The following is a 22,700-nucleotide window of genomic DNA, read 5'->3' as shown; positions in this document are numbered from 1 at the left end:
CTGTGCCTGAACCGCTGACCCAACCGACCCCATCGCCGCCGCTGACCGTGGCCGAGCTCTCCGAATCGGAACTCCTCGCCCGGATCTTCCCGAGGCTTCACGGCGGAGACTCCACCCCGGGCACCGGCACCCTGCTGCTGGGCCCCGGCGACGACGCCGCGATCGTGGCGGCCCCTGACGGCCGGGCAGTGGTCAGCATCGACACCCAGGTGGTGGACCAGGATTTCCGGCTCGTGTGGAACAACGGCTACCGGACCTCCGGCTACGACGTCGGCTGGAAAGCAGCGGCCCAGAACCTCAGCGACATCAACGCCATGGGCGCCCGTGCCACCTCGATGGTGGTGAGCCTGACCATGCCCCCGGAGACCCCCGTGGGCTGGGTGGAGGACTTCGCCGACGGCCTGAGCGCCGGCATCCGCGAACTGGGCGCCCCGGACTGCGCCGTGGCCGGCGGGGACCTGGGCCGCGGAAAGGAACTGGCCGTCAGCGTCGCCATCCTGGGCACCCTCGACGGACAGGCCCCGGTGCTGCGCTCCGGCGCCCGCGCGGGGGACACCCTGGCGCTTGCCGGCAGCGTGGGACGGGCCGCCGCCGGATTGGCCCTGCTGGAATCCGCCACCCCGGTGCAGGCGCTGACCCGGGAACAGCGCGGCCTGATGGATATCCAGTGCCGCCCGCGGCCGCCGCTCGCAGCCGGTCCGGTGGCCCGGGAAGCCGGCGCCACCGCCCTGATGGACATCTCCGACGGGCTGGTCCGGGACGGGACGCGGATGGCCGCCGCCAGCCACGCCGTGCTCAACCTGGACCCGGCGGCGCTGAAGGAGCTCGCGGCGCCGCTGGAGCCTGCCGTCGCCCTGCTGGGCGCGGACCCGCAGGACTGGGTGCTCGGCGGCGGCGAGGACCACGGCCTGCTGGCTGCCTTCCCGGCGGGCGTTCAGCTGCCTCCCGGTTTCACTGCGATAGGCTCGGTAGAGGCCCCTGCACCAACGGACAGCACGGGCGTGACAATAGCGGGCCGGCCCGCTGACACTGTGGGATGGGATCACTTTGCAGACTAAAATTGCCGCCAACGCGCAAGCGATGAAGCGGTGGTTGGGCAAGGCGGAAACAACGCTTGGGAACCACAGCGACCGCTTGAACGCCATCAATATCTTCCCCGTCGCCGACGGCGACACCGGAACCAACCTCTACCTCACGGTGCGCGCCGCCGCCCGGGCCCTTCACGACGTGGCCACCGACACCGCCGCCCTGCCCCAGCTCAGCGCTGACACCCCGGTGCACGCGGTGGGCGCGCCGGACCCCGCCCAGAATGACGTCGGCGCCGTCCTGGCGCGGGCAGGCCAGGCCGCGATCGAGCAGGCGCGCGGCAACTCCGGCACCCTGTTCGCCGTCTTCCTGTGCGCCGCAGCCGAACCCCTGGCCGGGCACACCCGGCTCAGCTCGCCGCTGCTGGCCGCCGCGCTCAACCGCGCCCAGATCCGGGCCTGGTCTGCGCTGAGCGACCCGGTCCCGGGCACCATGCTCTCCGTGATGGAGGCGGCCGCCCGCGCCGCCGCCGCCGTCGACGCCGAGCATGACGGCGACGACAGCAACCACACCCTCGGCCTGGCCCTCGACGCCGCCGTCGAGGCCGCCCTGGCCGCCGTGGTTCACACCGAGGACCAGCTAGAAGCCCTGCACACCGCCCACGTGGTGGACGCGGGCGGCGTCGGGATGCTCCTGGTCCTGGACTGCCTGCGCTCCGCCGTGCTCGGCGAGGAACTCCAGGACCAGCTCCTCGACGGACTGCACGGCTACGACGTCCAGGACCCCCACATCCACGCGGACATGCCGCGGGACGATGGCGTGGAGGTCATGTGCACCATCACGCTCTCGCCGCTGGACGCGGCCACCATGCGGCAGCGGCTCGACGAGATGGGCGAGTCCGTGATCATGAGCCAGGTGGGTGGCGACGCCGACGCCAACGGCGCGTACCGTTGGCGCGTCCACGTCCACGTGCCCGACGCCGGCCCAGCCGTCGACCTGATCCGCTCGCTCGGCGAACCCTCGGATATCAGCGTCAGCGATCTGGCCGTGCCGCGTGACCCAGCGGCAGGCCTCCCCGATGGCCCCCGCAGCGCGGCCCGCGACGGACATGACCACTGAACTTGACCTCGGCCTGGAACGCCGGATCGGGAAGCGTTCGGCGGCTGTCATCGAGAAACACCTCGGCATCACCACAGTCGGCGGGCTGCTGAACTACTTCCCGCGCCGCTACATGAACCGCGGCGAGTTGACCCTTATCAGCGAGGTCCCGCTGGACGAGGAGGTCACCCTGATCGCCCGCGTCGTCTCCAGCAGCACCCGGCAGATGCGCGCCCGCCGCGGCTCGCTGACCGACGTTGTGATCACCGACGACGCCGGTTCCGGAGCTGCCGCCCGTCCGGCCGGAGCCGTGCCCGGAACCCTCAAGGTGAGCTTCTTCAACGGCTTCCGAGCCAAGGCGGAACTGCAGCCCGGCCGGCGCGCCCTGTTTTCCGGAAAGATCACCCGCTACGGCGGCGCGCTGGGGCTGACCAACCCCGAGTTCCAGCTGCTCGATGAAGACCCGGACATCCCGGGAATGGACCCGGAAAAGCTCGCGGCCATGCCCATCCCGGTCTATCCGGCCACCGCCAAGTTGACCAGCTGGTCCATCCAGAAGGTCGTCGCCACACTGCTGGACACCGCGGACCTCGACGCGGTCCCGGACCCGCTCCCGGCGGAGATCGCCGCCCGGGAAAAGTTCCTCCCGGTCGCCGCCGCCTACCGGCTGATCCACGCGCCGGAGACCGCGTCAGACTGGCAGCGCGCCCGGGACCGCTTCCGCTACCAGGAAGCCCTGGTGCTGCAGTCCGCCCTGGCCCGGCGCCGCGCCCAGCTGGCCGCCGAGGAGGCGACCGCGCGCCGGCGGGTGCCCGGCGGCCTGCTGGCGGCCTTCGACCGGCAGCTGCCCTTCACCCTGACCGCCGGCCAGGCCGCCGTCGGCAAGACGCTGGCCGACGAGCTGGCCCTGGACTCGCCCATGAACCGGCTGCTGCAGGGCGAGGTCGGCTCGGGCAAGACGATTGTGGCCCTGCGCGCCATGCTTCAGGTGATCGACGCCGGGGGACAGGCCGCGCTGCTGGCCCCCACCGAGGTGCTCGCGGCCCAGCACTTCGATTCCATCCGCCGCACCCTCGGGCCGCTCTCCCGGGACGGGCTGCTCGGCGGCCTCGGCTCGGACTCCGTCCAGGTCACCCTCCTCACCGGCTCCATGCCCACCGCCGCCCGGAAACAGGCCATGCTGGACGCCGCGTCCGGGACCGCGGGGATCGTGATCGGCACGCACGCGCTGCTCAGCGAAAACGTCTCCTTCTACGACCTCGGCCTGATCGTGGTGGACGAACAACACCGCTTCGGCGTCGAGCAGCGGGACGCCCTCCGGTCCAAGGCCAGCAAACCGCCGCACCTGCTGGTCATGACCGCCACCCCCATCCCGCGGACCGTGGCCATGACCGTGTTCGGCGACCTGGAAACCTCCGTCCTGGACGAGCTGCCGGCCGGCCGCGCGCCGATCTCCACCCATGTGGTGGGCCTGGCCGAACACCCCGCCTGGGCCTCCCGGATCTGGTCCCGCTCGCGGGAGGAAATCGACGCCGGCCACCAGGTCTACGTCGTCTGCCCCAAGATCGGCACCGACGACGACGGCGACTTCAGCCCCGGGGAGGCCGAACCCACCGACGCGGACCTGGCGGAAAACGGCACCCGGGAGCTGGCCTCCGTCACCGGCGTCGTCGAACTGCTGCGGGACGAACCTTTGCTGGCCGGGGTGCCCGTGGCGCCGCTGCACGGCCGGCAGGACCCGGCCCTGAAGTCGGAGACCATGGCCGCCTTCACCGCCAACCGGACCAAAGTGCTGGTCTCCACGACGGTGATCGAGGTCGGCGTCGACGTGCACAATGCCACGCTGATGGTGATCCTGGACGCGGACCGGTTCGGCATTTCGCAGCTCCACCAGCTCCGCGGCCGGGTGGGCCGCGGAGGGCTGCCGGGAACCTGCCTCCTGGTCACCACTCTGGAGCCGGAACATCCGAGCCGGCGCCGGCTCGACGCGGTGGCGGCCACCACCGACGGCTTTGCCCTCTCGCAGGAGGACCTCAAGCTGCGCCGCGAAGGCGACATCCTGGGGGCCTCGCAGTCCGGCGGCCGTTCGACGCTGAAGCTCCTGCGGGTGCTGGAGCACGAGGACGTGATCGCCCGCGCCCGGCAGGACGCCCAGGCGATCGTCGGCGCGGACCCGGATCTGGCCCGGCACGCCGGCCTCGCCGCGGCAATCGACGACTACCTCAACCCTGAGAAGGAGGCGTTCCTTGAACGCGGCTAGCCCACACAGCGCAGCGAATCAGACCACGGGGCCGGCCACGGCCGCACGGGTGCGCCAGCCATGAGCCGGATCATCGCCGGCGCCGCGGGCGGCACGCCGCTGGTCAGCGTGCCCGGCTCGCTGACCCGCCCCACCACGGACCGGGTCAAGGAGGCGCTCTTCTCCCGGCTGGACGCCTTCGAGGTGATCGCGGATGCCCGGGTCCTTGACCTCTATGCAGGGTCGGGTTCCCTCGGGGTGGAAAGCGCCAGCCGCGGCGCGCGGACCGTGGACCTGGTCGAATTCGATGGCAAGGCCAGCGAGGTGTGCCAGCGCAACGCGGACCTCGTCAACACCGTGGCGCGGCGGAAGACAGTCTCCGTGCACCGCTCCAAGGTCGAGTCGTTCCTGGACCGGGCCGCCGCGGAGGCCGCCTGGGACCTGGTGTTCCTGGACCCGCCGTACCCGCTGGACGAGGTGGCCCTGGCCGCGGTGCTCGCGAAGCTGCTCCCGCACCTGGCCGAGGGCGCCGTCGTCGTGGTGGAACGCTCGGCCCGGACCCCGGAGCCGTCCTGGCCGGAGGGGATGGAGCGGTTCGCGGAAAAGAAGTACGGCGAAACCCGGCTCTGGTTCGCCGAGCCCGGCATCGATGCGGAGGCTGCGGAGTCCGAGGGCTAGACGGAGAGCACGTCCAGCTCAACACCGGAGAGCACCTTCGCCGGGTGTGGCCCGCGGGCGGTAAGGGCCGCGGTCCACGAGTCCGGCCATGGTCCCCGGGTCCCGGTCAGGATGATGTTGCCGGGATAGCGGCCGGCGAACATTCCTGCCTCGGCAAACGCGGACACGTCGGCCATGGCCCGGCGCAGCGCGGCCACCTGGCTGCGGACCAGGGTCAGGCCCGGTTCGTCGCCGACATTGACGATCAGCACGCCGCGCTCGGTCAGCCGGTCGGCGGCTTCCTGGTAGAACTCCGTGCAGGCAAGGTGCGCAGGCGCCTCCGGGCCGGAGAAGATGTCCAGGATCACGACGTCGAACCGCAGTTCCGCGGGGAGTGCGCCCAGCGACTCGCGGGCATCGCCGATCACGGTCTGCAGTGACGTCCCCTCCGGCATCGGCAGCTGCTGGAGCACAAAGTCCAGCAATTCCCGCTCCAGCTCCACCGCATACTGCACCGAACCCGGCCGGGTCGCCTGGATGTAGCGGGCCAACGTCAGGGCTCCAGCTCCGAGGTGGAGCGCTGTGATGGGCTCGCCCCACGGCGCCGCGAGATCGACCACATGGCCGATCCGGCGCAGGTACTCGTAGAAGATGTCTTCCGGGTCGGCCAGGTTGACGTGGGACTGCTCGGCGCCGCCGATGCTCAGCACAAAGCTGCCCTCGGTGAACTCATCGGGCTCAATCACGGCGTGCTGGCCCGTGGTCCGCAGGAAGCGCGTCGCCGCGGGGGTGCCGTCCGCGCTCACAGCCTGTCCCGGAGCGTGGAGAGGCGCTCGGCGGCTTCCTCCAGGATGTATGTCTTTTTGCAGAACGCGAAGCGGAGCAGGCTGCGGGTCCGCTCGGCGCCTTCGGCATGGCAGAACACGGGCACCGGGATGGCGGCGACGCCCACCAGTTCCGGCAGCCGGCGGGCCAGGTCCACCGAGTCGGAGATGCCCAGCGGGGCGGTGTCCACGTTTACAAAGTAGGTCCCCTGCGGGCTCAAGACCTCCAGCCCCGCCGCGCGGAGGCCTTCGCTGAGGATGTCCCGCTTGAGCCGCAGCGTGTCGGCGATGCCGGTGTAGAACTCATCGGGCAGGCCCAGCCCCACCGCGATGGCGCTCTGGAACGGCGTCCCGGAACTGTAGCTGAGGAACTGCTTGACGGTGCGGGCGGCGGCCACCAGGTGGGCGGGGCCGCTGAGCCAGCCGATCTTCCAGCCGGTGAAGGAAAAGGTCTTGCCGGCCGAGGAAATGGTCAGGGTGCGCTCCGCGGCACCTGGCAGCGTCGCGACCGGCAGGTGCACGGCGTCGAAGGTGAGGTGTTCGTAAACCTCGTCGGTGATGATGACGGCGTCGTGCCGAGTGGCGAGTTCGACGACGCGTTCGAGCACCTCACGCGGGAACACCGCCCCCGTGGGGTTGTGCGGATTGTTCACCAGCACCACCTTGGTGCGGTCGCTGAACGCCGCGGCCAGGGCATCGAGGTCCGGCATGAAGTCGGGGGCCAGCAGCGGCGCGGTGACGTGCCGGGCGCCGGAGAGGCCGATGATCGCGCCGTAGGAGTCGTAGAACGGCTCGAAGGTCAGGACCTCGTCGCCGGGCCCCACCAGGGCCAGCAGTGCGGCGGCGATGGCCTCCGTGGCGCCGGTGGTGACAATGATTTCGGTCTGCGGATCCGGGGTCAGGCCGTAGAAGCGCTCCTGGTGCAGGGAGATGGCCTCCCGCAATTCCAGGATGCCCTTGCCGGGGGCGTACTGGTTGGCGCCGGCGGCGATTGCGGCCTGGGCGGCGTCCTTGATCTCCGCGGGGCCGTCCTCGTCCGGGAAGCCCTGGCCGAGGTTGATGGCGCCGGTCTGCAGCGCCAGGGTGGTCATCTCCTCAAAGATCGTGACGCCCAGGTCCCCGGCGGGGGAGAGCAGGTTCGCGCCGGTGGCCGCACGCTGCCAGGGGGAGAGCGGCTGGTTGCTCACGGGGTTCCCGCCTTGTCCGTCCGTCCGGTGAACTTGTCCATCGTGGTGTAGATGCCGAAAACTTTCCCGCCAACGAAGTCCCAGGCCCGGACCGGCAGCAGGCCGCGCAACACCTTGCCCAGTTGCGCCGTCGCCGGGGCGATCAGCTGCGGCTGGCCGGCCACCGTGGCACGCCAGGCGCGGTTGACGGCGTCGTCCGGGGTCATCAGGGGAGTGAACAGCGGGCCGCGGGCGCCGGCGAACATGCCCGTGGAAATGTAGCTGGGGCAGAAGGTGGTCACCTTGAGGTGGTCGTGGCCCTGCTGCTCGAGTTCCAGCCGGAGCGAGTCGCTCCAGCCGATCACCGCCCACTTGGAGGCGGCGTAGACGCTCATCCGCGGGTTGGACACGGTCCCGGCGGCGGAGGCGATGTTCAGGATCCGGCGCGGGCGGCCGCCGTCGGCCATCATGGCCGGCAGGAACGCGTGGGCGACGTACATCGGCGCCAGGGCGTTGATGTCCATGGTCAGGGCGATGTCGCGGGCCGGGTCGTGGTCCCAGAACATCGCGCCGCGCACGATGCCCGCATTGTTGATGAGCAGGGTCAGCGGGCCCTCGGACTGCGCTTCCGCGGCGGCTTCGGCGATTGCCTCCCGGCTGGACAGGTCCACCCGGCGGACGACGGCGCGCGCGCCCAGCGCCGTGACTTCGCCGGCCGTCTGCGCCAGGCCATCCGCGTCGACGTCCCAGAGGATGACGACGGCGGCACCCTCCCGGGCGGCGCGCAGGGCATAGAGGCGCCCCATGCCCATTGCGGCCCCCGTGACCAGGACGACGCCGCCGGCGACGGTGAACGGAGTGCGCACGGACTCGGCAGAAGAACTCTTAGATGCTGACATTCCGCCATGCTATCCCGGCCCGCACGGCCGATGGGGTAGGTTCGGAGGATGAGACGCGCCGTATGCCCTGGCTCCTTTGACCCCATTCACAACGGCCACCTGGAAGTCATTGCCCGGGCGGCCAGCCTCTTCGACGAGGTCATTGTGGCGGTGTCCACCAACTACGCCAAGAAGTACCGCTTTGGGCTCGAGGAACGGCTCGACATGGCGCGTCAAGCCCTGGCCGCGCTGCGGGGCATCGTGGTGGAACCCGTGGGACAAGGACTGCTGGCCGACTACTGCCGGCAGCGTGGAGCCTCCGCGATTGTCAAGGGACTGCGCTCCTCCTCTGACTTCGACTACGAGCTGCCGATGGCCACGATGAACCGGCAGCTCACCGGGGTGGAGACCGTGTTCATTCCGGCCGAGGGCCACTACCTGCACCTGTCCTCCACCCTGATCAAGGAAGTCTTCACCCTCGGCGGGGACGTATCGGAGTTTGTGCCGAAGTCCGTGCTGAAGCGGCTGAGATCCGGCGAGCCGGGTCCGGGGCACGCCGCGTAGAGGGTAAGCTTGATCGGTACTCGGCGGCCTGCTGCCGGTTGCGCGGCCCTTACCGGGCCGGGGTGCGGCGCTCAGCCGCGCGCCGTCCGCCGGTTTGAGTCCGTCCGGAAATTCAGGCTAAGATGGTACGTCGGTCATATGTTCAACAGGAGTTCTCATTAAACGAGATGCTAGTTCGCCCCTGGCGTTCGACGTCAAGGACCTCGGACGCAGTCCGGGAAGCATGCGGACACTGACGGAACATGTACCCGCGCCAAGTGATCTTGGTGTGGCGCTCATTGGTGTGCAGGAAGGCTCGGATGTCGAGCTGGATCTGCGCCTGGAGGCCGTACACGAAGGAATTCTGGTATCGGGCACCGCAAACGTCGAAGTAACCGGCGAATGCGGTCGATGCCTGGATCCCCTTGCGTATGACCTTGAGGTCAATGTGCAAGAACTTTTCTTCTACGGGGATGTTGAATTCCCGGATGAAGAAGACGAACAAGAGCAACGTCGAGTCGAGCACGATCTGATCGATCTTGAGCCGGTGTTGCGGGACGCAGTTGTCACCATGCTGCCGTTCCAGCCGGTGTGCCGGGAAGACTGCCAGGGCCTTTGCTCCGAATGCGGAGTACGCCTGGAAGACGAGCCGGGGCACCACCACGAGGTCGTAGATCCTCGCTGGGCTGCCCTAGCTGATCTGGCTAAGCCTGACCGGCAAAACTGATTTGTAAGTGTTGGACTAGAGAGAAATGAGTTAGCCGTGGCTGTTCCCAAGCGGAAAATGTCTCGCTCGAATACCCGCGCCCGCCGCTCCCAGTGGAAGGCAACTGCCCCCCACCTGGTGAAGACCGTGGAAAACGGACAGGTTGTTTACAGCCTGCCGCACCAGGCAAAGGTCGTTACCGACTCGGCTGGCACCGCGCTGTTCCTTGAGTACAAGGGCCGCAAGGTCGCAGACGTCTAATCCGCCAACAGGCTGACCAAGATGTCTTCAACTGAAGAGCTTCTGAAGCGTCTCGGTGTCTCTATTGACGCCGGGACGCTTCGTCTTGCTCTGACACACCGTTCCTACGCCTACGAAAACGGCGGCATCCCCACCAACGAACGGCTCGAGTTCCTGGGCGACTCCATCCTGGGCTTCTCCGTCACCGACGCGCTGTACCGCGACAACCCGGAACTGCCCGAAGGGGACCTGGCCAAGCGCCGCTCCGCCGTCGTCAGCACCCGGGCGCTGGCCGGCATCGGCCGCAGCATCGGGCTGGGGGAGTACATCTACCTCGGCCAGGGCGAGAAGCTCACCGAGGGCAAGAACAAGGCCTCCATCCTGGCGGACACCATGGAGGCGCTCATCGGCGCCACCTACCTCTCCAACGATCTGGAGACCGCCCGCCAGCTCGTAATGCGCCTGATCGGTCCGCTGCTCCAGGACGCCGCCGCGCTGGGCGCCGGCACAGACTGGAAGACTTCCATCCAGGAACTCGCGGCCAGCCGCCAGCTCGGGACGATCAACTATGCCGTGGAGGGCTCGGGCCCGGACCACGCGCGTTCGTTCGAGGCCGTGCTGCGGATCGGTGGCACCGACTACGGCACCGGTTCGGGAAATTCCAAGAAGGAAGCCGAGCAGGAAGCAGCCGCGGACGCCTGGCGCCGCCTCTCGGCACGGACCCCGGACGCTACGGCGGCCGACGCTGCGGAGTCCCAGCAGCTCAAGTCCCAGACCGGCAGCTAGGCGCCCCTTGCCTGAACTGCCCGAGGTCGAGGTCGTCCGGCGCGGCCTGGTGAACTGGGTGCGGGGCCGGACCATCACCGCCGTCGAGGTGCTGGACCCGCGCTCCATCCGCCGCCACGCACTCGGCGCCGAGGACTTCGCTGGGAACCTCGAAGGCGCCCGCGTGCTGGACGTGGTGCGCCGCGGAAAATTCCTCTGGCTCCCGCTCGCGGACACCGCAGGCACAGACGACGCCGGCACCGCCACCGGTGCCGCGCCGCCCTCGGTGGCGTTGATGGCCCACCTGGGCATGTCCGGCCAGCTGCTGATGCAGGACGCCGCCGTCGCCGACGAGAAGCACCTGAAAATCCGGCTGCGGCTCAGCCCGGCGGCGGGGATGCCCGAACAGCTGCGCTTCGTCGACCAGCGGATCTTCGGCGGGCTCTTCCTCACCTCGCTGGTCCCCACGCCCGACGGCGGTCCCGGCGGCCTGGCGGAAATGCCGCTGCCGCTGATCGCCGAGGAGGCCGCGCACATCGCCCGCGACCCGCTGGACCCGCACTTCTCCTTCGAGGAGTTCTTCCGCCGGCTGCGGGCGCGGAAAACCGGACTCAAGCGGGCCTTCCTGGACCAGGGGCTGGTCTCGGGGATCGGCAACATCTACGCGGACGAGGCACTCTGGCTCGCCAAACTCCACTACGCCCGGCCCACGGACACGCTCCGCCGCTCGGAGGCGCTGCGGGTGCTCGACGCCGCCCGCCAGGTGATGACCGACGCCCTCGCCGCCGGCGGCACCAGCTTCGATTCCCTCTACGTCAACGTCAACGGCGCCTCCGGCTACTTCGAACGGTCCCTGAACGCCTACGGCCGCGAGGGCCAGGAATGCCGCCGCTGCGCCGCGGCCGGCCTCGTGAGCCTGATGAAACGCGAACAGTTCATGAACCGCTCCTCCTATACCTGCCCCGTCTGCCAGCCGCGGCCGCGGAACGGGCGCTGGTAGCGGACGCCCGCGAACCCGGTTGCCGCATTCCCCCCAACCCACCCTAAATCCGATGAATTTGTTGTGGTTCCAGTAGATTTAGGGCAGGAAACACGCCCGCTTCCGCCATCCAGGAGACCCGAAACACCTTGCACCTCAAAAGCCTGACCGTCCGCGGATTCAAGTCGTTCGCCTCCGCGACGACGTTCGAATTCGAACCCGGCGTCACCGCCGTGGTGGGACCCAACGGCTCCGGCAAGTCCAACGTGGTGGACGCGCTGTCCTGGGTGATGGGCGAACAGGGTGCCAAGACCCTGCGCGGCGGCAAGATGGAAGACGTTATCTTCGCCGGCACCTCCGGCCGGCCGCCCCTTGGCCGGGCGCACGTCTCGCTGACCATCGACAACAGCGACGGCGCCCTGCCCATCGACTACAGCGAAGTCACGATTTCGCGCACCCTGTTCCGCACCGGCGGCTCTGAGTACGCCATCAACGGCGCGGGCTGCCGGCTGCTGGACATCCAGGAGCTGCTCTCCGACTCCGGCCTGGGCCGGGAAATGCACGTGATCGTGGGGCAGGGGCAGCTGGATAAGGTCCTGCACGCCACGCCCGAGGACCGGCGCGGCTTCATCGAGGAGGCCGCCGGCATCCTCAAGCACCGCCGCCGCAAGGAAAAAACGGTCCGCAAACTCGAGGCCATGCAGGCCAACCTGGCTCGGCTCAGCGACCTCACGGGGGAAATCCGCCGCCAGCTCACCCCGCTGGGCAAACAGGCGGAGGTGGCGCGCCGCGCCCAGACCGTGCAGTTCGAAGTCCGCGACGCCCGCTCCCGACTCCTCGCCGACGACCTGGTGCAGCTTCAATCCGTGCTGGAGCAGGACGTCGCGGACGAGACGGCGCTGAAGGCCCGCCGCGCCGTCGTCGAACGCGAGCTCGAAAGCGGCCGCCAGCGCCAGGCCGCGCTTGAGCAACTCGCCGCGGAGGCCACCCCGAAGCTCAACGCCGCGCGGGACAACTGGTACCGGCTCTCCTCCGGACGCGAACGGCTGCGCTCGCTCGGATCTCTTGCCGAGGAACGCCGCCGCCTGCTCGGAGCCGCGGACACGGCTCCCGACGCCGGCCGGGACCCGGAGCAGCTGGAGAAGCAGGCCGAGCGGGTCCGGGCGGAGCAGGCCGGACTGGAGGCCGGCATCCTCGAGCGGCGGGGTGTCCTGGACGCCGCCACCGCCGCCAAACAGGAGGCCGAGAGCGCGGCCGCCGCCGAAGACAAGCGCCTCGCCACCCTGCTCCGGGCTGCCGCGGACCGCCGCGAGGGCCTTGCCCGGCTCGCGGGACAGGTCGGCGCCGCGAGGTCCCGGGTCGAGTCCGCCCAGGCCGAGATCGGCCGGCTGAGGGAATCCCAGAAGGCCGGAGATGAACGGCGCCGCCAGGCCCAAAGCGAGTTCAGCGCGCTTGAGTCCCAGGTCGCCGGCGTCGAGGACGGCGAGGAGACCCTGGACGCGGAATACGAGGCGGCGACCGAGGCTCTGGACGCAGTGGTTGCTGAAATCGACGCCCTCAAAGCCGCCGAGCGGGACGGCGAGCGGGAACGCGACGCCCTCGTGGCCCGCCGCGATGCGCTGCAGCTTGGCCTCAACCGCAGGGATGGCTCGGAGCATGTCCTGTCCGCCGAGCTGCCCGGCGTGCTCGGCCCGCTGGCGGGCTTGCTGGCCGTGGAGGCAGGCTACGAGACCGCCATCGCAGCCGCGCTGGGAAGTTGCTCGGACGCCGTCGTCGTCCAGGATGCCGCCTCCGCTGCCGCCGCGGTCCAGCTCCTGAAGGACGACGACGCCGGCCGGGCCTCCCTGCTGCTCGCCGGTGCGTCCGGACCGGCCGACCCGGCCCCGGCCGCAGACCTTCCCGACGGCGCCCGCTGGGCCGCCGCGCTGGTCGCCCCCGCCAGGGACAAAACCGGCGGGGGCAAATCCGTCGGAGACAAAGCCAGCGGCGTGCCGCTGGCCCGGCTGCTGGCGGGCGCCGCCGTCGTCGAGGACCTCGACGCCGCCGCGCGGCTGATCGCCGCCCGGCCGGAACTGACCGCCGTGACCCGGGCCGGCGACGTGTTCACCGCCTTCACCGTCAGCGGCGGCTCCGCCTCGGCGCCGTCCCTGCTGGAGGTCCAGGCCGCCGTCGACGACGCCGTCGCACGGCTCGCCGCCGTCGGCGCTGACCTGGAGCGCAACCGATTCGCCCTGTCCGCCGCGGAATCCCGCCGCTCCGCCGCCCAGAACCGCGCGGACGCCGCCCTGGAAAAACTGCACGACTCGGACGCCCGGCTCGCTGCCGTGGCCGAACGGCTGGGCCACCTGAACTCCGTGCTGCGCAGCGCCGTCGGGGAGAGTGAACGGCTCGCCGCATCCCTGGCCCGTGCGGAAGCGAACATCACGGGGGAGCAGGAGGCCCTGGAGGCTGTCGCGGCCAGGCTCGCCGCCGCGCAGGAGGCCCCCGCCGAGGAGGAACCCTCGCCGGAGCACCGCGACGCCCTCGCCCTGGCAGCGTCTGCGGCGCGGGCCGCCGAGATGGAGGCACGCCTTTCGCTGCGCAGCGCGGAGGAACAGCTCACCGCCATCCGCAACCGCGCCGCCTCGCTGGAGCGGGCCGCCGCCACCGAACGCCGTGCCCGCGAGGAGGCGGCCGAACGCGCCCGCCGCCGCCGGCTCCAGGCCGCCCGCGCCGCCGCCGTCTCCGCAGCCGTGGAGCAAGTGATCGGTTTCATCGATGTCTCGGTCGAGCTGGCCCGCCGCGAACGCGATACGGCGGAGGAACGCCGCGAACAGATGGAGCGCGAACTGGCCGCGGTGCGCACCGGCAACGACACCCTCGCCCGTGAACTGGCCGAGCTGACCGATTCCGTGCACCGGGACGAACTGGCCCGCGCGCAGCAGCGGCTCCGGATCGAGGCCCTCGAATTGCGCAGCGTCGAGGAACTCGGACTGACCGCGGACCAGCTGGTCGCCGACTTCGGCCCCGACCGGCCCGTGCCGGTGCCGGCGGCCGAATCGGGGGACAAGTGGGCCGCGCTCCGCGCCCCCGTGGACGAGGACGGACAGGAAATTGTCGCCGGCAAACCCTTTGTCCGCGAGGAACAGGAAAAGCGGCTGCGCAAGGCCGAACGCGACCTCGCAGCCCTGGGCCGGGTCAACCCGCTGGCGCTGGAGGAATTCGCGGCACTGGAGGAACGCCACCAGTTCCTGAGCACGCAGCTGGAGGACCTCAAGTCCAGCCGCAAGGACCTGCTGGACATCATCAAGGAAGTCGACGAGCGGGTGCAGAAGGTCTTCGCCGAGGCCTTCGAGGACACCGCCGCCCAGTTCGTCCGGGTCTTCGCGCGGCTCTTCCCCGGCGGCGAGGGCCGGCTGGTCCTGACCGACCCCTCGGACATGCTCACCACCGGGATCGAGGTGGAGGCGCGTCCCGCCGGCAAGAAGATCAAGCGGCTCTCGCTGCTCTCCGGCGGTGAACGGTCGCTGACCGCGGTGGCCCTGCTGGTGGCCATCTTCAAGGCCCGGCCCTCGCCGTTCTACGTGATGGACGAGGTGGAGGCCGCCCTGGACGACACCAACCTGGGCCGGCTCATCACCATCTTCGAAGAGCTCCGCGAGTCCAGCCAGCTGATCGTGATCACGCACCAGAAACGCACCATGGAAGTCGCGGACGCGCTCTACGGCGTCACGATGCGCGGCGACGGCGTCTCCACCGTGATCAGCCAGCGGCTGGGGGCCGAGGTCTGAGGACCCTCCGCTGCAGGTGAACGGGCAGGTGAACGGGCCGTCCGCGGGGCATTTGGGGATTGTGAGAAGCTAGGGGAGTGAACGACATCCTCCCCATTGCCCTGCCCATCCTCGTTGCCCTGGTGGTCCTCGGTGCGCTGATTCCGGTGCTGATGAAGACCCGGAAGAACATCACCAACTACCCCTCGCAGCGCGACGCGAACGACCCCGTCCAGGGTTCCGGCGGGGGCACGCTGCTGGAGGACCGCCCGGCGCCGCCCCGCGGTGCGGCGCCGTCGGACGCCGTCGACGTCGAGGGTCTGGAGACCGTCGAGGTGCCGGACAACGTCGCCGGCCTCGAGACCGTTCCGGTCGAGACCCCGCTGCCGGTGGCGGGACGCCTGACCCGGCTGCGCGAACGCCTGGTCAAGTCCAACAACATCTTCGGCAAGGGCCTGCTCACCCTGCTGTCCGCGGACAAGATCGACGAGAACGTCTGGGACGAAGTCGAGGAGACGCTGCTGCTGGCGGACCTCGGCACCGAACCGACGATGCAGCTGGTCGACGCCCTCCGGGAACGCGTCAAGGTGCTCGGCACGCGCTCGCCCGAACAGGTCAAGGCGCTGCTGCGCGAGGAACTGATCAAGCTGGTGGACCCCGGAATGGACCGCAGCCTCAACGTCGAGCGGCACGCGGACAAGCCCGCGGTCATGATGGTGGTGGGCGTCAACGGCGTCGGCAAGACCACCACGGTGGGCAAGCTCGCCCGCGTGCTGGTCGCGGAGGACAAGGACGTGCTGCTCGGCGCCGCGGACACCTTCCGCGCGGCCGCCGCTGAACAGCTCGCCACCTGGGGCCAGCGCGTCGGCGTGCCCACAGTCAAGTCCGACGTCGACGGGGCCGACCCCGCGTCGGTCGCCTATGAGGCGGTCAAGGCCGGCATCGACCAGGAAGTCGACGTCGTCATGATCGACACCGCCGGCCGGCTGCAGAACAAGGTCGGCCTGATGGACGAGCTCGGCAAGGTCAAACGCGTCATCGAAAAGCTCGCCGAGGTGGACGAGGTGCTCCTGGTCCTCGACGCGACCACCGGCCAGAACGGCCTGAACCAGGCCCGGGTCTTCGCCGAGGTCGTCAACATCACCGGCATTGTGCTGACCAAGCTGGACGGGACCGCCAAGGGCGGCATCGTCGTCGCGATCCAGAAGTCCCTCGGCGTCCCGGTCAAGCTGGTGGGACTCGGCGAAGGCGCAGACGACCTGGCTCCGTTCGACCCCGAGAGCTTCGTGGACGCGCTGCTGAACTAGCCCCGCGCGGGGGTCCGCTGGAAGGTTTCCCGGGCCAGCAGCCAGCCGACGGCCGCAATCAGCAGCACCCCGCCGGTCACGCCGAAGGCCCAGCCGTACCCCAGCCGGTCGGCCAGCAGCCCGGCGATGACCGGGCCCACGATCGCGCCGCTGTCCGCGGTCATCTGGAACACCGCGAGCACCCGGCCGCCGGAGCGCTCATTGCCCACGACGTCGGCGATGGCCGCCTGCTGCGCCGGACCGAGCAGCCCGGAGCCGATGCCGGCGACGGTCGAGGCCAGCAGGAACCACGGCAGGTCGTGCGTGAAGCCGATCGCGCCGGTGGCGAGGCCGGTGACGGCCAGCCCGGCGAGCATCATCGGCTTCCGGCCCAGGCTGTCCGCGAGCCGCCCGGAGAAGGTCAGGGCCGCGGCATTGCCCCCGGCGAACACCGCCAGCGCCCAGCCCGCCGACGACGGTCCGGCGCCGAGCGCCGCGACGGCGAACAGCGGCACGGTGGCCATCCGGACGCCGAAGGTTGCCCAGCCGTTGGCGAAGCTGGAGACCAGCCCGGCCCGGTAGGCGCTGTCCCGCAGGGCCTCCCGCAACAGCATCGCCGGGGCAGACGCCCCGGCCTCACGCGAACCCGCGGGGACGTGGCTGAGTTGGGTCTGCACGACCGCTGCGGCCAGCACCAGCGCCGCCGCGTACGCCAGGAACGGCACCCGCAGCCCGAAGCTGGCCAGCAGCCCGCCCACGATCGGTCCGCACACATTGCCGATCAGAAAGGCCGAGGCGTAGGCGCCGGAGACCCGGCCGCGGCTCTCCGGCGGCGCCAGCCGCACCACGAGGGCCATCGACGCGACCGTGAACATCACCGACCCGGCCCCGCCCAGGCCCCGGAACACCAGCAGCTGCCAGTAGTCCTGGGCGAAAGCGCAGGCGGCCGTGGACGCGGCCACGATCAGCAGCCCGGCCACGTAGACCGGGCGTTCGCCCAGCCGGACGATCAGGGCGCCGCCGGCCGGCGCGAACACGAGCCGCATGAACGCGAAGATGCTGACGATCACCGCTGCCGCCGTCGCGCCGACGTCGAACGTGGTGGCGAACTGGGGGAGCACCGGCGCCACGAGGCCGAACCCCAGCGCGATCAGGAAGGCCGCGACCAACATCACCTTGATGTCCCGGGGCAGGCGGGGGCCGGCTGGCTGCCGGAACCAGGTCGGGCGACGGGTTCCGTCGGCGGAACGGGTTGTTTTGCTCATGCTGCTGCTTTCGGTGCTGCTTCTGGTGCCGCTTTTATTGCCTTGCGGCCGGCGGGGCGTGATGGAAGGCGTGAAACATAACCGTAACAAGCACGAGACGCACCATTTACTTCCGGGAGGTTCTTGTAACAGCCCGGCAATGTAAATCCTCCGCCGGTGAAACACGGCACCAGCAAACTCTTCTTAGAACGCAAACAGCGTTGGGGCAGGCGGAGCGATCCGCCGGACATCTCAGATCGCATCGAACGTAATTCTAAGCAAGGGAGGACGTGCACCATGGAACTTACCGCAGGTCACGTATGGCTGATGGTGGCAGCAGCACTTGTGCTGTTCATGACACCTGGACTCGCATTTTTCTACGGCGGCATGACGCGCGCCAAGGCCGCACTGAACATGATGATGATGAGCTTCATCTCCATCGGCATGGTCGGTGTGGTGTGGGTGCTCTGGGGCGCCTCAATGAGCTCGGGCGAAGGCTTCCTGGAGATCGTCGGGAACCCGTTCGCCACCTTCGGCCTCGAAGGCATCACCACCCCGGACGGCCTGATCAAGGTCGGCTACGCGGCCACCTTCGCCATCATCACGGTGGCCCTGATCAGCGGCGCGATCGCTGACCGCGCCAAGTTCGGCGCCTGGACCGTGTTCGTCCCGGTGTGGGTCACCCTGGTGTACTGCCCGCTGGCCTACATGGTCTGGGGCGGCGGCATCTTCGGCCCCGAGGGTGAGATCGGCAAGGCCCTCGGCCCGGCCATCGACTTCGCCGGCGGCACCGTGGTCCACATCAACGCCGGCGTCGCGGCACTGGTCCTGGTCCTGATCATCGGCAACCGCCGCGGCTTCGGCAAGGACCCGAACCACCGCCCGCACAACATCCCGTTCGTGATGCTGGGCGCGGCCATCCTCTGGTTCGGCTGGTTCGGCTTCAACGCCGGTGCCGCCACGACATCCGAGCAGGCCGGCCTGATCTGGGTCAACACGCTCGCAGCGCCCGCCGCTGCCATGCTGGGCTGGCTCATCACGGAACGCATCCGCGACGGCCACCCGACCTCGCTCGGCGCCGCCTCCGGCGTGGTGGCCGGCCTGGTCGCCATCACCCCGGCCTGTGCCAACGTCAGCCCGGTCGGAGCCCTCGGCCTCGGCGTCGTGGCAGGCGTGGCTTCGGCCCTGGCCGTCGGCCTGAAGTTCCGCTGGGGCTTTGACGACTCGCTCGACGTCGTTGGCGTCCACCTGGTCTCCGGCATCATCGGCACCGTGGCGCTGGGCTTCATCGCCCTCCCGGCCGACGGCGTCGGCGGCGGCCTCTTCTACGGCGGCGGCTTCACCCAGCTCTGGGCCCAGCTCGCAGTGGCCGGCGTGGCGATCGTCTACTCGGCCGTCCTCACGGCGCTGATTGCCTTCGCCATCCACAAGACCATGGGCTTCCGGGTTTCCCAGGAGCAGGAAGTTGTGGGTGTGGACCTGAGCCTGCACGCCGAGACGGCGTACGAGTTCGGCGTCGGCGGCCACGGCGGAAGCTTCCAGCCGCTGCACGAGCTCATCACCGGCAAGCCGGAAGGCGGGGCTGCCGAAGCTGCCGCCGCCGGAACCGTGGACGCGGCGTCCAACGGCAAGAAGACCGCAGCAGGCAAGGAAAGTGTGGGGGCATGAAACTGATCACAGCAATCGTCCGTCCGGAAAAGCTCGACGCCATCAGGGAGGGCCTGGAAGCCTACGGGGTGCAGGGCCTGACGGTCAGCGCGGCCAGCGGCTACGGCCGGCAGCGCGGCTACACCGAGGTGTACCGCGGCGCCGAGTACAACGTTGACCTGCTGCCCAAGATCCGGGTCGAGGTGCTCGCCACCGACGAACAGGCGGACGACATCCTGGATGTCATCATCGCCAGCTCGAACACCGGCCGGGCCGGTGACGGGAAGGTCTGGACGATGGATGTGTTCGAAGCCGTGCGGGTCCGCACCGGGGAACGCGGCGCGGCAGCCATCTAGGCGGCAGCCCCCCAGCCGCGACGCGCCAGCGGACAGCGAGCGGGGCCGCGATCGAGGGTTGCGACAGCGGGCCGGATACCTGAAAAGGTGTCCGGCCCGCTTTGTCGTTCCCGCTGGCCGTCGCCGTGGGCTGTTGCCGGCGGCTACGCCGGCCAGCCCTCCGGACCGGGGGTTCCGGCAGCGTATTCCTCCAGCGGCACGCTGTCGCGGGCCCAGGCTTTCAGCACGGGCTCGAGGATGCGCCAGCAGTCTTCGGCGGTGTCGCCGCGCACGGAGAGCAGCGGGTCGCCGTTGAGGACGCCTTCGAGGACTTCACCGTAGGGCAGCAGCTCGGAGGCGCTCAGCTCGGCCTTCAGGGTGGCCCGGTCCAGGCTGAGGATGTTGCCGGGGCCGTTGACGTCGACGTCGAACTGCAGGGTGTCCGGGCCGAAGCCGATCCGCAGCTGGTTGGGGGAGTCGACGCCGGTGAAGCCCTTGGGCAGGTGCGGCACCGGCCGGAAGGTCACCACGGCCTCCTTGCGCATGGCGCCCAGGGCTTTGCCGGAACGGAGGACGAAGGGCACACCCTGCCAGCGCCAGTTGTCGATGTCCACCTGCACCTCGGCCAGGGTCTCGGTGTTCCGCGACGCGTCCACGCCCTCCTCCTTGGCGTAGTCCGGAACCTTGCGGCCGTCGATCGAGCCGGCGGTGTAGCGTGCGCGGCGGGTGTTCTTGGCGTACGGGGCCTTGATGCTGCTGGCGCGCAGGAGCGTGGCGACGGCGTCCCGCAGGTCCCGCTCGTCCACCGAGGCCGGCGGTTCGATCGCCATCAGGGCCATGATCTGCAGCAAGTGGCTCTGGATCATGTCACGCAGGGCACCGGCGCCGTCGTAATAGCGGGCCCGGCCCTCCAGCGCGAGGTCTTCGTCGAAGATGATCTCCACCTTCTCGACATAGTCCCGGTTCCACACCGGTTCCAGGAAGGTGTTGGCAAAGCGCAGGCCCAGGATGTTCAGGACCGTCGCCTTGCCCAGGAAGTGGTCCACCCGGTGGATGTGGTCCTCCGGGACCAGCGCCGCGAGCGTCCTGTTCAGCTCGCGAGCGGACTCCTCGCTGGAACCGAACGGTTTTTCCATCACGAGCCGGGTCCCGGCCGGCACCTGCTCCGGAGTCAGGGCCTCGCAGGCCAGCTGGCTGATCTTGGGCGGCAACGCGAAGTACACGGCCACGGGACCCTCCAAAGTGGCCAGGAGCCCGGCCAGCTCGCCCTCCGCTGTGACGTCCAGCCGGTGGTAGCTGGTGCTCTCGCGGATCCGCTTCAGCTCCCGCTTGCCGGCGGAGTCGGCCTGGGAATTGGCGTCGGCGAAGGACGTCTCCAGCCGCTCCAGCCACTGCTCCGGGGCCCAGTCGTCCGAGCCGGCGCCCACCAGGGTGAGCCCGGGGGCGTGGCCCCGGGCCACCAGCCTGGCCAGGCCCGGCAGCAGCAGCCTGCCGGTCAGGTCGCCCGAGGCGCCGAGGATGAGCAGGGTCTTTACCGTTGTTTGACTGGTCACCTACGCCAGCATGCCACCTTGAAGGCGCGTCTTGGTACCCTAGATAGTCGAGTCCCGTTGTCGAGGCAGTTCGTTCCGGCGAAACAGTCACGACTCTGGTGTGCCGCTCCGGCCGCCAGCTGTAGATCCACTGAAAGAAGTGCACGGCGCGTGTTCAATTCACTCTCTGACCGGTTGACAGCAACCTTCAAGAACCTCCGTGGCAAGGGCCGCCTCACCGAGGCGGACGTTGACGCCACGGTCCGCGAAATCCGGCGTGCCCTGCTGGATGCCGACGTTGCCGTGCCGGTGGTCCGGGAGTTCACCGGCCGCGTGCGTGAGCGTGCCCTCGGCGCGGAGGTCTCCGGGGCGCTGAACCCGAGCCAGCAGATCGTGAAGATCGTCAATGACGAGCTCGTCGAGATCCTCGGCGGCGAAACCCGCCGGATCCGCCTGGCCAAGACCGGGCCCACCATCGTCATGCTCGCCGGCCTCCAGGGCGCCGGCAAGACCACCCTCGCCGGCAAGCTCTCCAAGTACCTCAAGGCGCAGGGCCACAGCCCCATGCTGGTGGCCTGCGATCTGCAGCGCCCCAACGCCGTGACGCAGCTGCAGGTCGTCGGCCAGCGCGCCGGCGTCCCCGTCTTTGCCCCGCACCCCGGCGCCACCTCCACCGAACTGGACCACCCGGCCGGCGACCCGGTCGCCGTCGCCCGGGCCGGCGTCGAGGAAGCCAAGCGCACCCTGCACGACGTCGTGATCGTGGACACCGCCGGCCGCCTCGGCGTCGACGCCGAAATGATGGACCAGGCCCGCCGGATCCGCCAGGCGATCGTCCCCAACGAAGTCCTCTTCGTGATCGACTCCATGATCGGCCAGGACGCCGTCAACACGGCCATGGCGTTCGATGAGGGTGTCAATTTCACCGGCATCGTGCTCTCCAAGCTCGACGGCGACGCCCGTGGCGGTGCCGCGCTCTCCGTCGCGTCTGTCACCGGCAAGCCCGTGATGTTCGCGTCCACCGGCGAAGGTCTGGACGACTTTGAGCTGTTCCACCCGGACCGGATGGCTTCGCGCATCCTCGACATGGGTGACGTCCTCACCCTGATCGAGCAGGCCGAAAAGTCCTGGGACAAGGACGAAGCGGCCCGGATGGCGAAGAAGTTCGCCGACCAGGAAGACTTCACGCTCGAGGACTTCCTCGCCCAGATGCAGCAGATCCGCAACATGGGCTCGATGAAGAAAATGCTCATGATGATGCCGGGCGCCCAGAACATCCGCCAGCAACTGGAGCAGTTCGACGAGCGGGAGATCGACCGCGTCGAGGCAATTGTCCGGTCCATGACCCCGCACGAGCGCGTGGCCCCCAAGATCATCAACGGTTCGCGCCGTGCCCGCATTGCCCGCGGTTCCGGTGTGCACGTCTCCGAGGTCAACGGCCTCCTGGAACGCTTTGCGCAGGCGCAGAAGATGATGAAGAAAATGGCTGCCGGCGGCGGCATGCCGGGAATGCCGGGGATGCCGGGCATGGGCGGCGGCGGTGCCCGCAAGGGTGCCAAGAGCGCGCCGAAGAAGAAGGCCCGCTCCGGCAACCCGGCCAAGGCCGCGCAGGAGCTCAAAGATGCCGAGGCGCGCCGTGCCGCCGGGGCCAAGGCCGTGCCCACCGGCGCAGCCTTCGGCCAGCAGGGCGGCGAGTTCGACCCGTCCCAGCTGAACCTGCCCAAGGGCTTCGATAAGTTTCTCGGCGGCAGCAAGTAGCGGAAGCCGTCCTGCCGGCGGCGGGTTG

General features: G+C 69.7%; 19 protein-coding genes. 14 read left to right on the top strand and 5 right to left on the bottom strand.

Annotation, left to right across the window (positions count from 1 at the left end):
• Window positions 1–2: 2 nt before the first annotated feature.
• From thiL to rsmD, 4 genes are read left to right on the top strand one after another with little or no spacing between them, the layout of a single operon-like run.
• A complete protein-coding gene (thiL, locus tag ABLI39_RS01040) occupies window positions 3–1,058 on the top strand; it encodes a thiamine-phosphate kinase (protein WP_349411483.1) in 1,056 nt (351 codons plus the stop codon).
• Between the two features lie 22 nt (window positions 1,059–1,080).
• Window positions 1,081–2,145: a DAK2 domain-containing protein gene (locus ABLI39_RS01035; protein WP_349411482.1), complete on the top strand. Its 1,065-nt coding sequence runs from the start codon at window positions 1,081–1,083 to the stop codon at window positions 2,143–2,145.
• A complete protein-coding gene (locus tag ABLI39_RS01030) occupies window positions 2,135–4,384 on the top strand; it encodes an ATP-dependent DNA helicase RecG (RefSeq protein ID WP_349411481.1) in 2,250 nt (749 codons plus the stop codon). Before ABLI39_RS01035 ends, ABLI39_RS01030 begins: the two co-directional genes overlap by 11 nt.
• Window positions 4,385–4,444: 60 nt before the next feature.
• Window positions 4,445–5,041, top strand: a complete 597-nt coding sequence (rsmD, locus tag ABLI39_RS01025) for a 16S rRNA (guanine(966)-N(2))-methyltransferase RsmD (RefSeq protein WP_349411479.1) — start codon at window positions 4,445–4,447, stop codon at window positions 5,039–5,041.
• On the opposite strand, the gene ABLI39_RS01020 is transcribed toward rsmD, so the two are convergent.
• From ABLI39_RS01020 to ABLI39_RS01010, 3 genes are read right to left on the bottom strand one after another with little or no spacing between them, the layout of a single operon-like run.
• Entirely contained in the window at window positions 5,038–5,826 is a 789-nt protein-coding gene (locus tag ABLI39_RS01020) for a spermidine synthase (protein ID WP_349411478.1), read from the bottom strand. The genes rsmD and ABLI39_RS01020 overlap by 4 nt on opposite strands.
• Window positions 5,823–7,031 carry an aminotransferase class I/II-fold pyridoxal phosphate-dependent enzyme gene (locus ABLI39_RS01015; protein WP_349411477.1) on the bottom strand — a complete coding sequence of 403 codons (1,209 nt, stop codon included), beginning with the start codon at window positions 7,029–7,031 and terminating at the stop codon, window positions 5,823–5,825. Before ABLI39_RS01015 ends, ABLI39_RS01020 begins: the two co-directional genes overlap by 4 nt.
• Entirely contained in the window at window positions 7,028–7,909 is an 882-nt protein-coding gene (locus tag ABLI39_RS01010) for an SDR family NAD(P)-dependent oxidoreductase (RefSeq protein WP_349411475.1), read from the bottom strand. The genes ABLI39_RS01015 and ABLI39_RS01010 overlap by 4 nt, the downstream gene beginning before the upstream one ends.
• Window positions 7,910–7,957: 48 nt before the next feature.
• Here ABLI39_RS01010 and coaD point away from each other — a divergent pair, with 48 nt between their 5' ends.
• From coaD to ftsY, 7 genes are all read left to right on the top strand, one after another.
• Window positions 7,958–8,452 carry a pantetheine-phosphate adenylyltransferase gene (gene coaD / locus ABLI39_RS01005; RefSeq protein ID WP_349411474.1) on the top strand — a complete coding sequence of 165 codons (495 nt, stop codon included), beginning with the start codon at window positions 7,958–7,960 and terminating at the stop codon, window positions 8,450–8,452.
• A 181-nt stretch (window positions 8,453–8,633) separates the two neighbouring features.
• A complete protein-coding gene (locus ABLI39_RS01000; RefSeq protein WP_349411599.1) occupies window positions 8,634–9,158 on the top strand; it encodes a YceD family protein in 525 nt (174 codons plus the stop codon).
• Between the two features lie 36 nt (window positions 9,159–9,194).
• A complete protein-coding gene (rpmF, locus tag ABLI39_RS00995; protein WP_056738282.1) occupies window positions 9,195–9,398 on the top strand; it encodes a 50S ribosomal protein L32 in 204 nt (67 codons plus the stop codon).
• A gap of 21 nt (window positions 9,399–9,419) precedes the next feature.
• Window positions 9,420–10,163 carry a ribonuclease III gene (rnc, locus tag ABLI39_RS00990; protein ID WP_349411472.1) on the top strand — a complete coding sequence of 248 codons (744 nt, stop codon included), beginning with the start codon at window positions 9,420–9,422 and terminating at the stop codon, window positions 10,161–10,163.
• Between the two features lie 7 nt (window positions 10,164–10,170).
• Window positions 10,171–11,142 carry a bifunctional DNA-formamidopyrimidine glycosylase/DNA-(apurinic or apyrimidinic site) lyase gene (gene mutM, locus ABLI39_RS00985; protein WP_349411471.1) on the top strand — a complete coding sequence of 324 codons (972 nt, stop codon included), beginning with the start codon at window positions 10,171–10,173 and terminating at the stop codon, window positions 11,140–11,142.
• Window positions 11,143–11,270: 128 nt separating this feature from the next.
• Complete coding sequence (gene smc, locus ABLI39_RS00980; protein WP_349411469.1) at window positions 11,271–14,891, top strand: chromosome segregation protein SMC; 3,621 nt, start codon at window positions 11,271–11,273, stop codon at window positions 14,889–14,891.
• A 77-nt stretch (window positions 14,892–14,968) separates the two neighbouring features.
• Window positions 14,969–16,177 carry a signal recognition particle-docking protein FtsY gene (ftsY, locus tag ABLI39_RS00975; protein WP_349411467.1) on the top strand — a complete coding sequence of 403 codons (1,209 nt, stop codon included), beginning with the start codon at window positions 14,969–14,971 and terminating at the stop codon, window positions 16,175–16,177.
• Here ftsY and ABLI39_RS00970 read toward each other — a convergent pair.
• On the bottom strand, window positions 16,174–17,421 hold the full coding sequence (locus ABLI39_RS00970; protein WP_502935164.1) for an MFS transporter: 1,248 nt from the start codon (window positions 17,419–17,421) through the stop codon (window positions 16,174–16,176). The genes ftsY and ABLI39_RS00970 overlap by 4 nt on opposite strands.
• 276 nt (window positions 17,422–17,697) lie before the next feature.
• On the opposite strand from ABLI39_RS00970, the gene ABLI39_RS00965 reads away from it, so the two are divergent.
• Both ABLI39_RS00965 and ABLI39_RS00960 read left to right on the top strand, forming a co-directional pair.
• Window positions 17,698–19,068: an ammonium transporter gene (locus tag ABLI39_RS00965; protein ID WP_349411466.1), complete on the top strand. Its 1,371-nt coding sequence runs from the start codon at window positions 17,698–17,700 to the stop codon at window positions 19,066–19,068.
• Window positions 19,065–19,403, top strand: coding sequence for a P-II family nitrogen regulator (locus ABLI39_RS00960; protein ID WP_136322366.1), 339 nt, complete (start codon window positions 19,065–19,067; stop codon window positions 19,401–19,403). Before ABLI39_RS00965 ends, ABLI39_RS00960 begins: the two co-directional genes overlap by 4 nt.
• A 143-nt stretch (window positions 19,404–19,546) precedes the next feature.
• On the opposite strand, the gene ABLI39_RS00955 is transcribed toward ABLI39_RS00960, so the two are convergent.
• Window positions 19,547–20,935, bottom strand: a complete 1,389-nt coding sequence (locus ABLI39_RS00955; protein ID WP_349411465.1) for a glucose-6-phosphate dehydrogenase — start codon at window positions 20,933–20,935, stop codon at window positions 19,547–19,549.
• Window positions 20,936–21,085: 150 nt separating this feature from the next.
• Here ABLI39_RS00955 and ffh point away from each other — a divergent pair, with 150 nt between their 5' ends.
• A complete protein-coding gene (ffh, locus tag ABLI39_RS00950) occupies window positions 21,086–22,672 on the top strand; it encodes a signal recognition particle protein (RefSeq protein ID WP_349411464.1) in 1,587 nt (528 codons plus the stop codon).
• The last annotated feature ends 28 nt before the right edge of the window (window positions 22,673–22,700 follow it).

The organism is Pseudarthrobacter sp. B907, from assembly GCF_040137805.1.
Taxonomy (GTDB): domain Bacteria; phylum Actinomycetota; class Actinomycetes; order Actinomycetales; family Micrococcaceae; genus Arthrobacter.
Note: the sequence above shows the minus strand (reverse complement) of the source record. Positions and strands in the feature narration are given on the sequence as shown.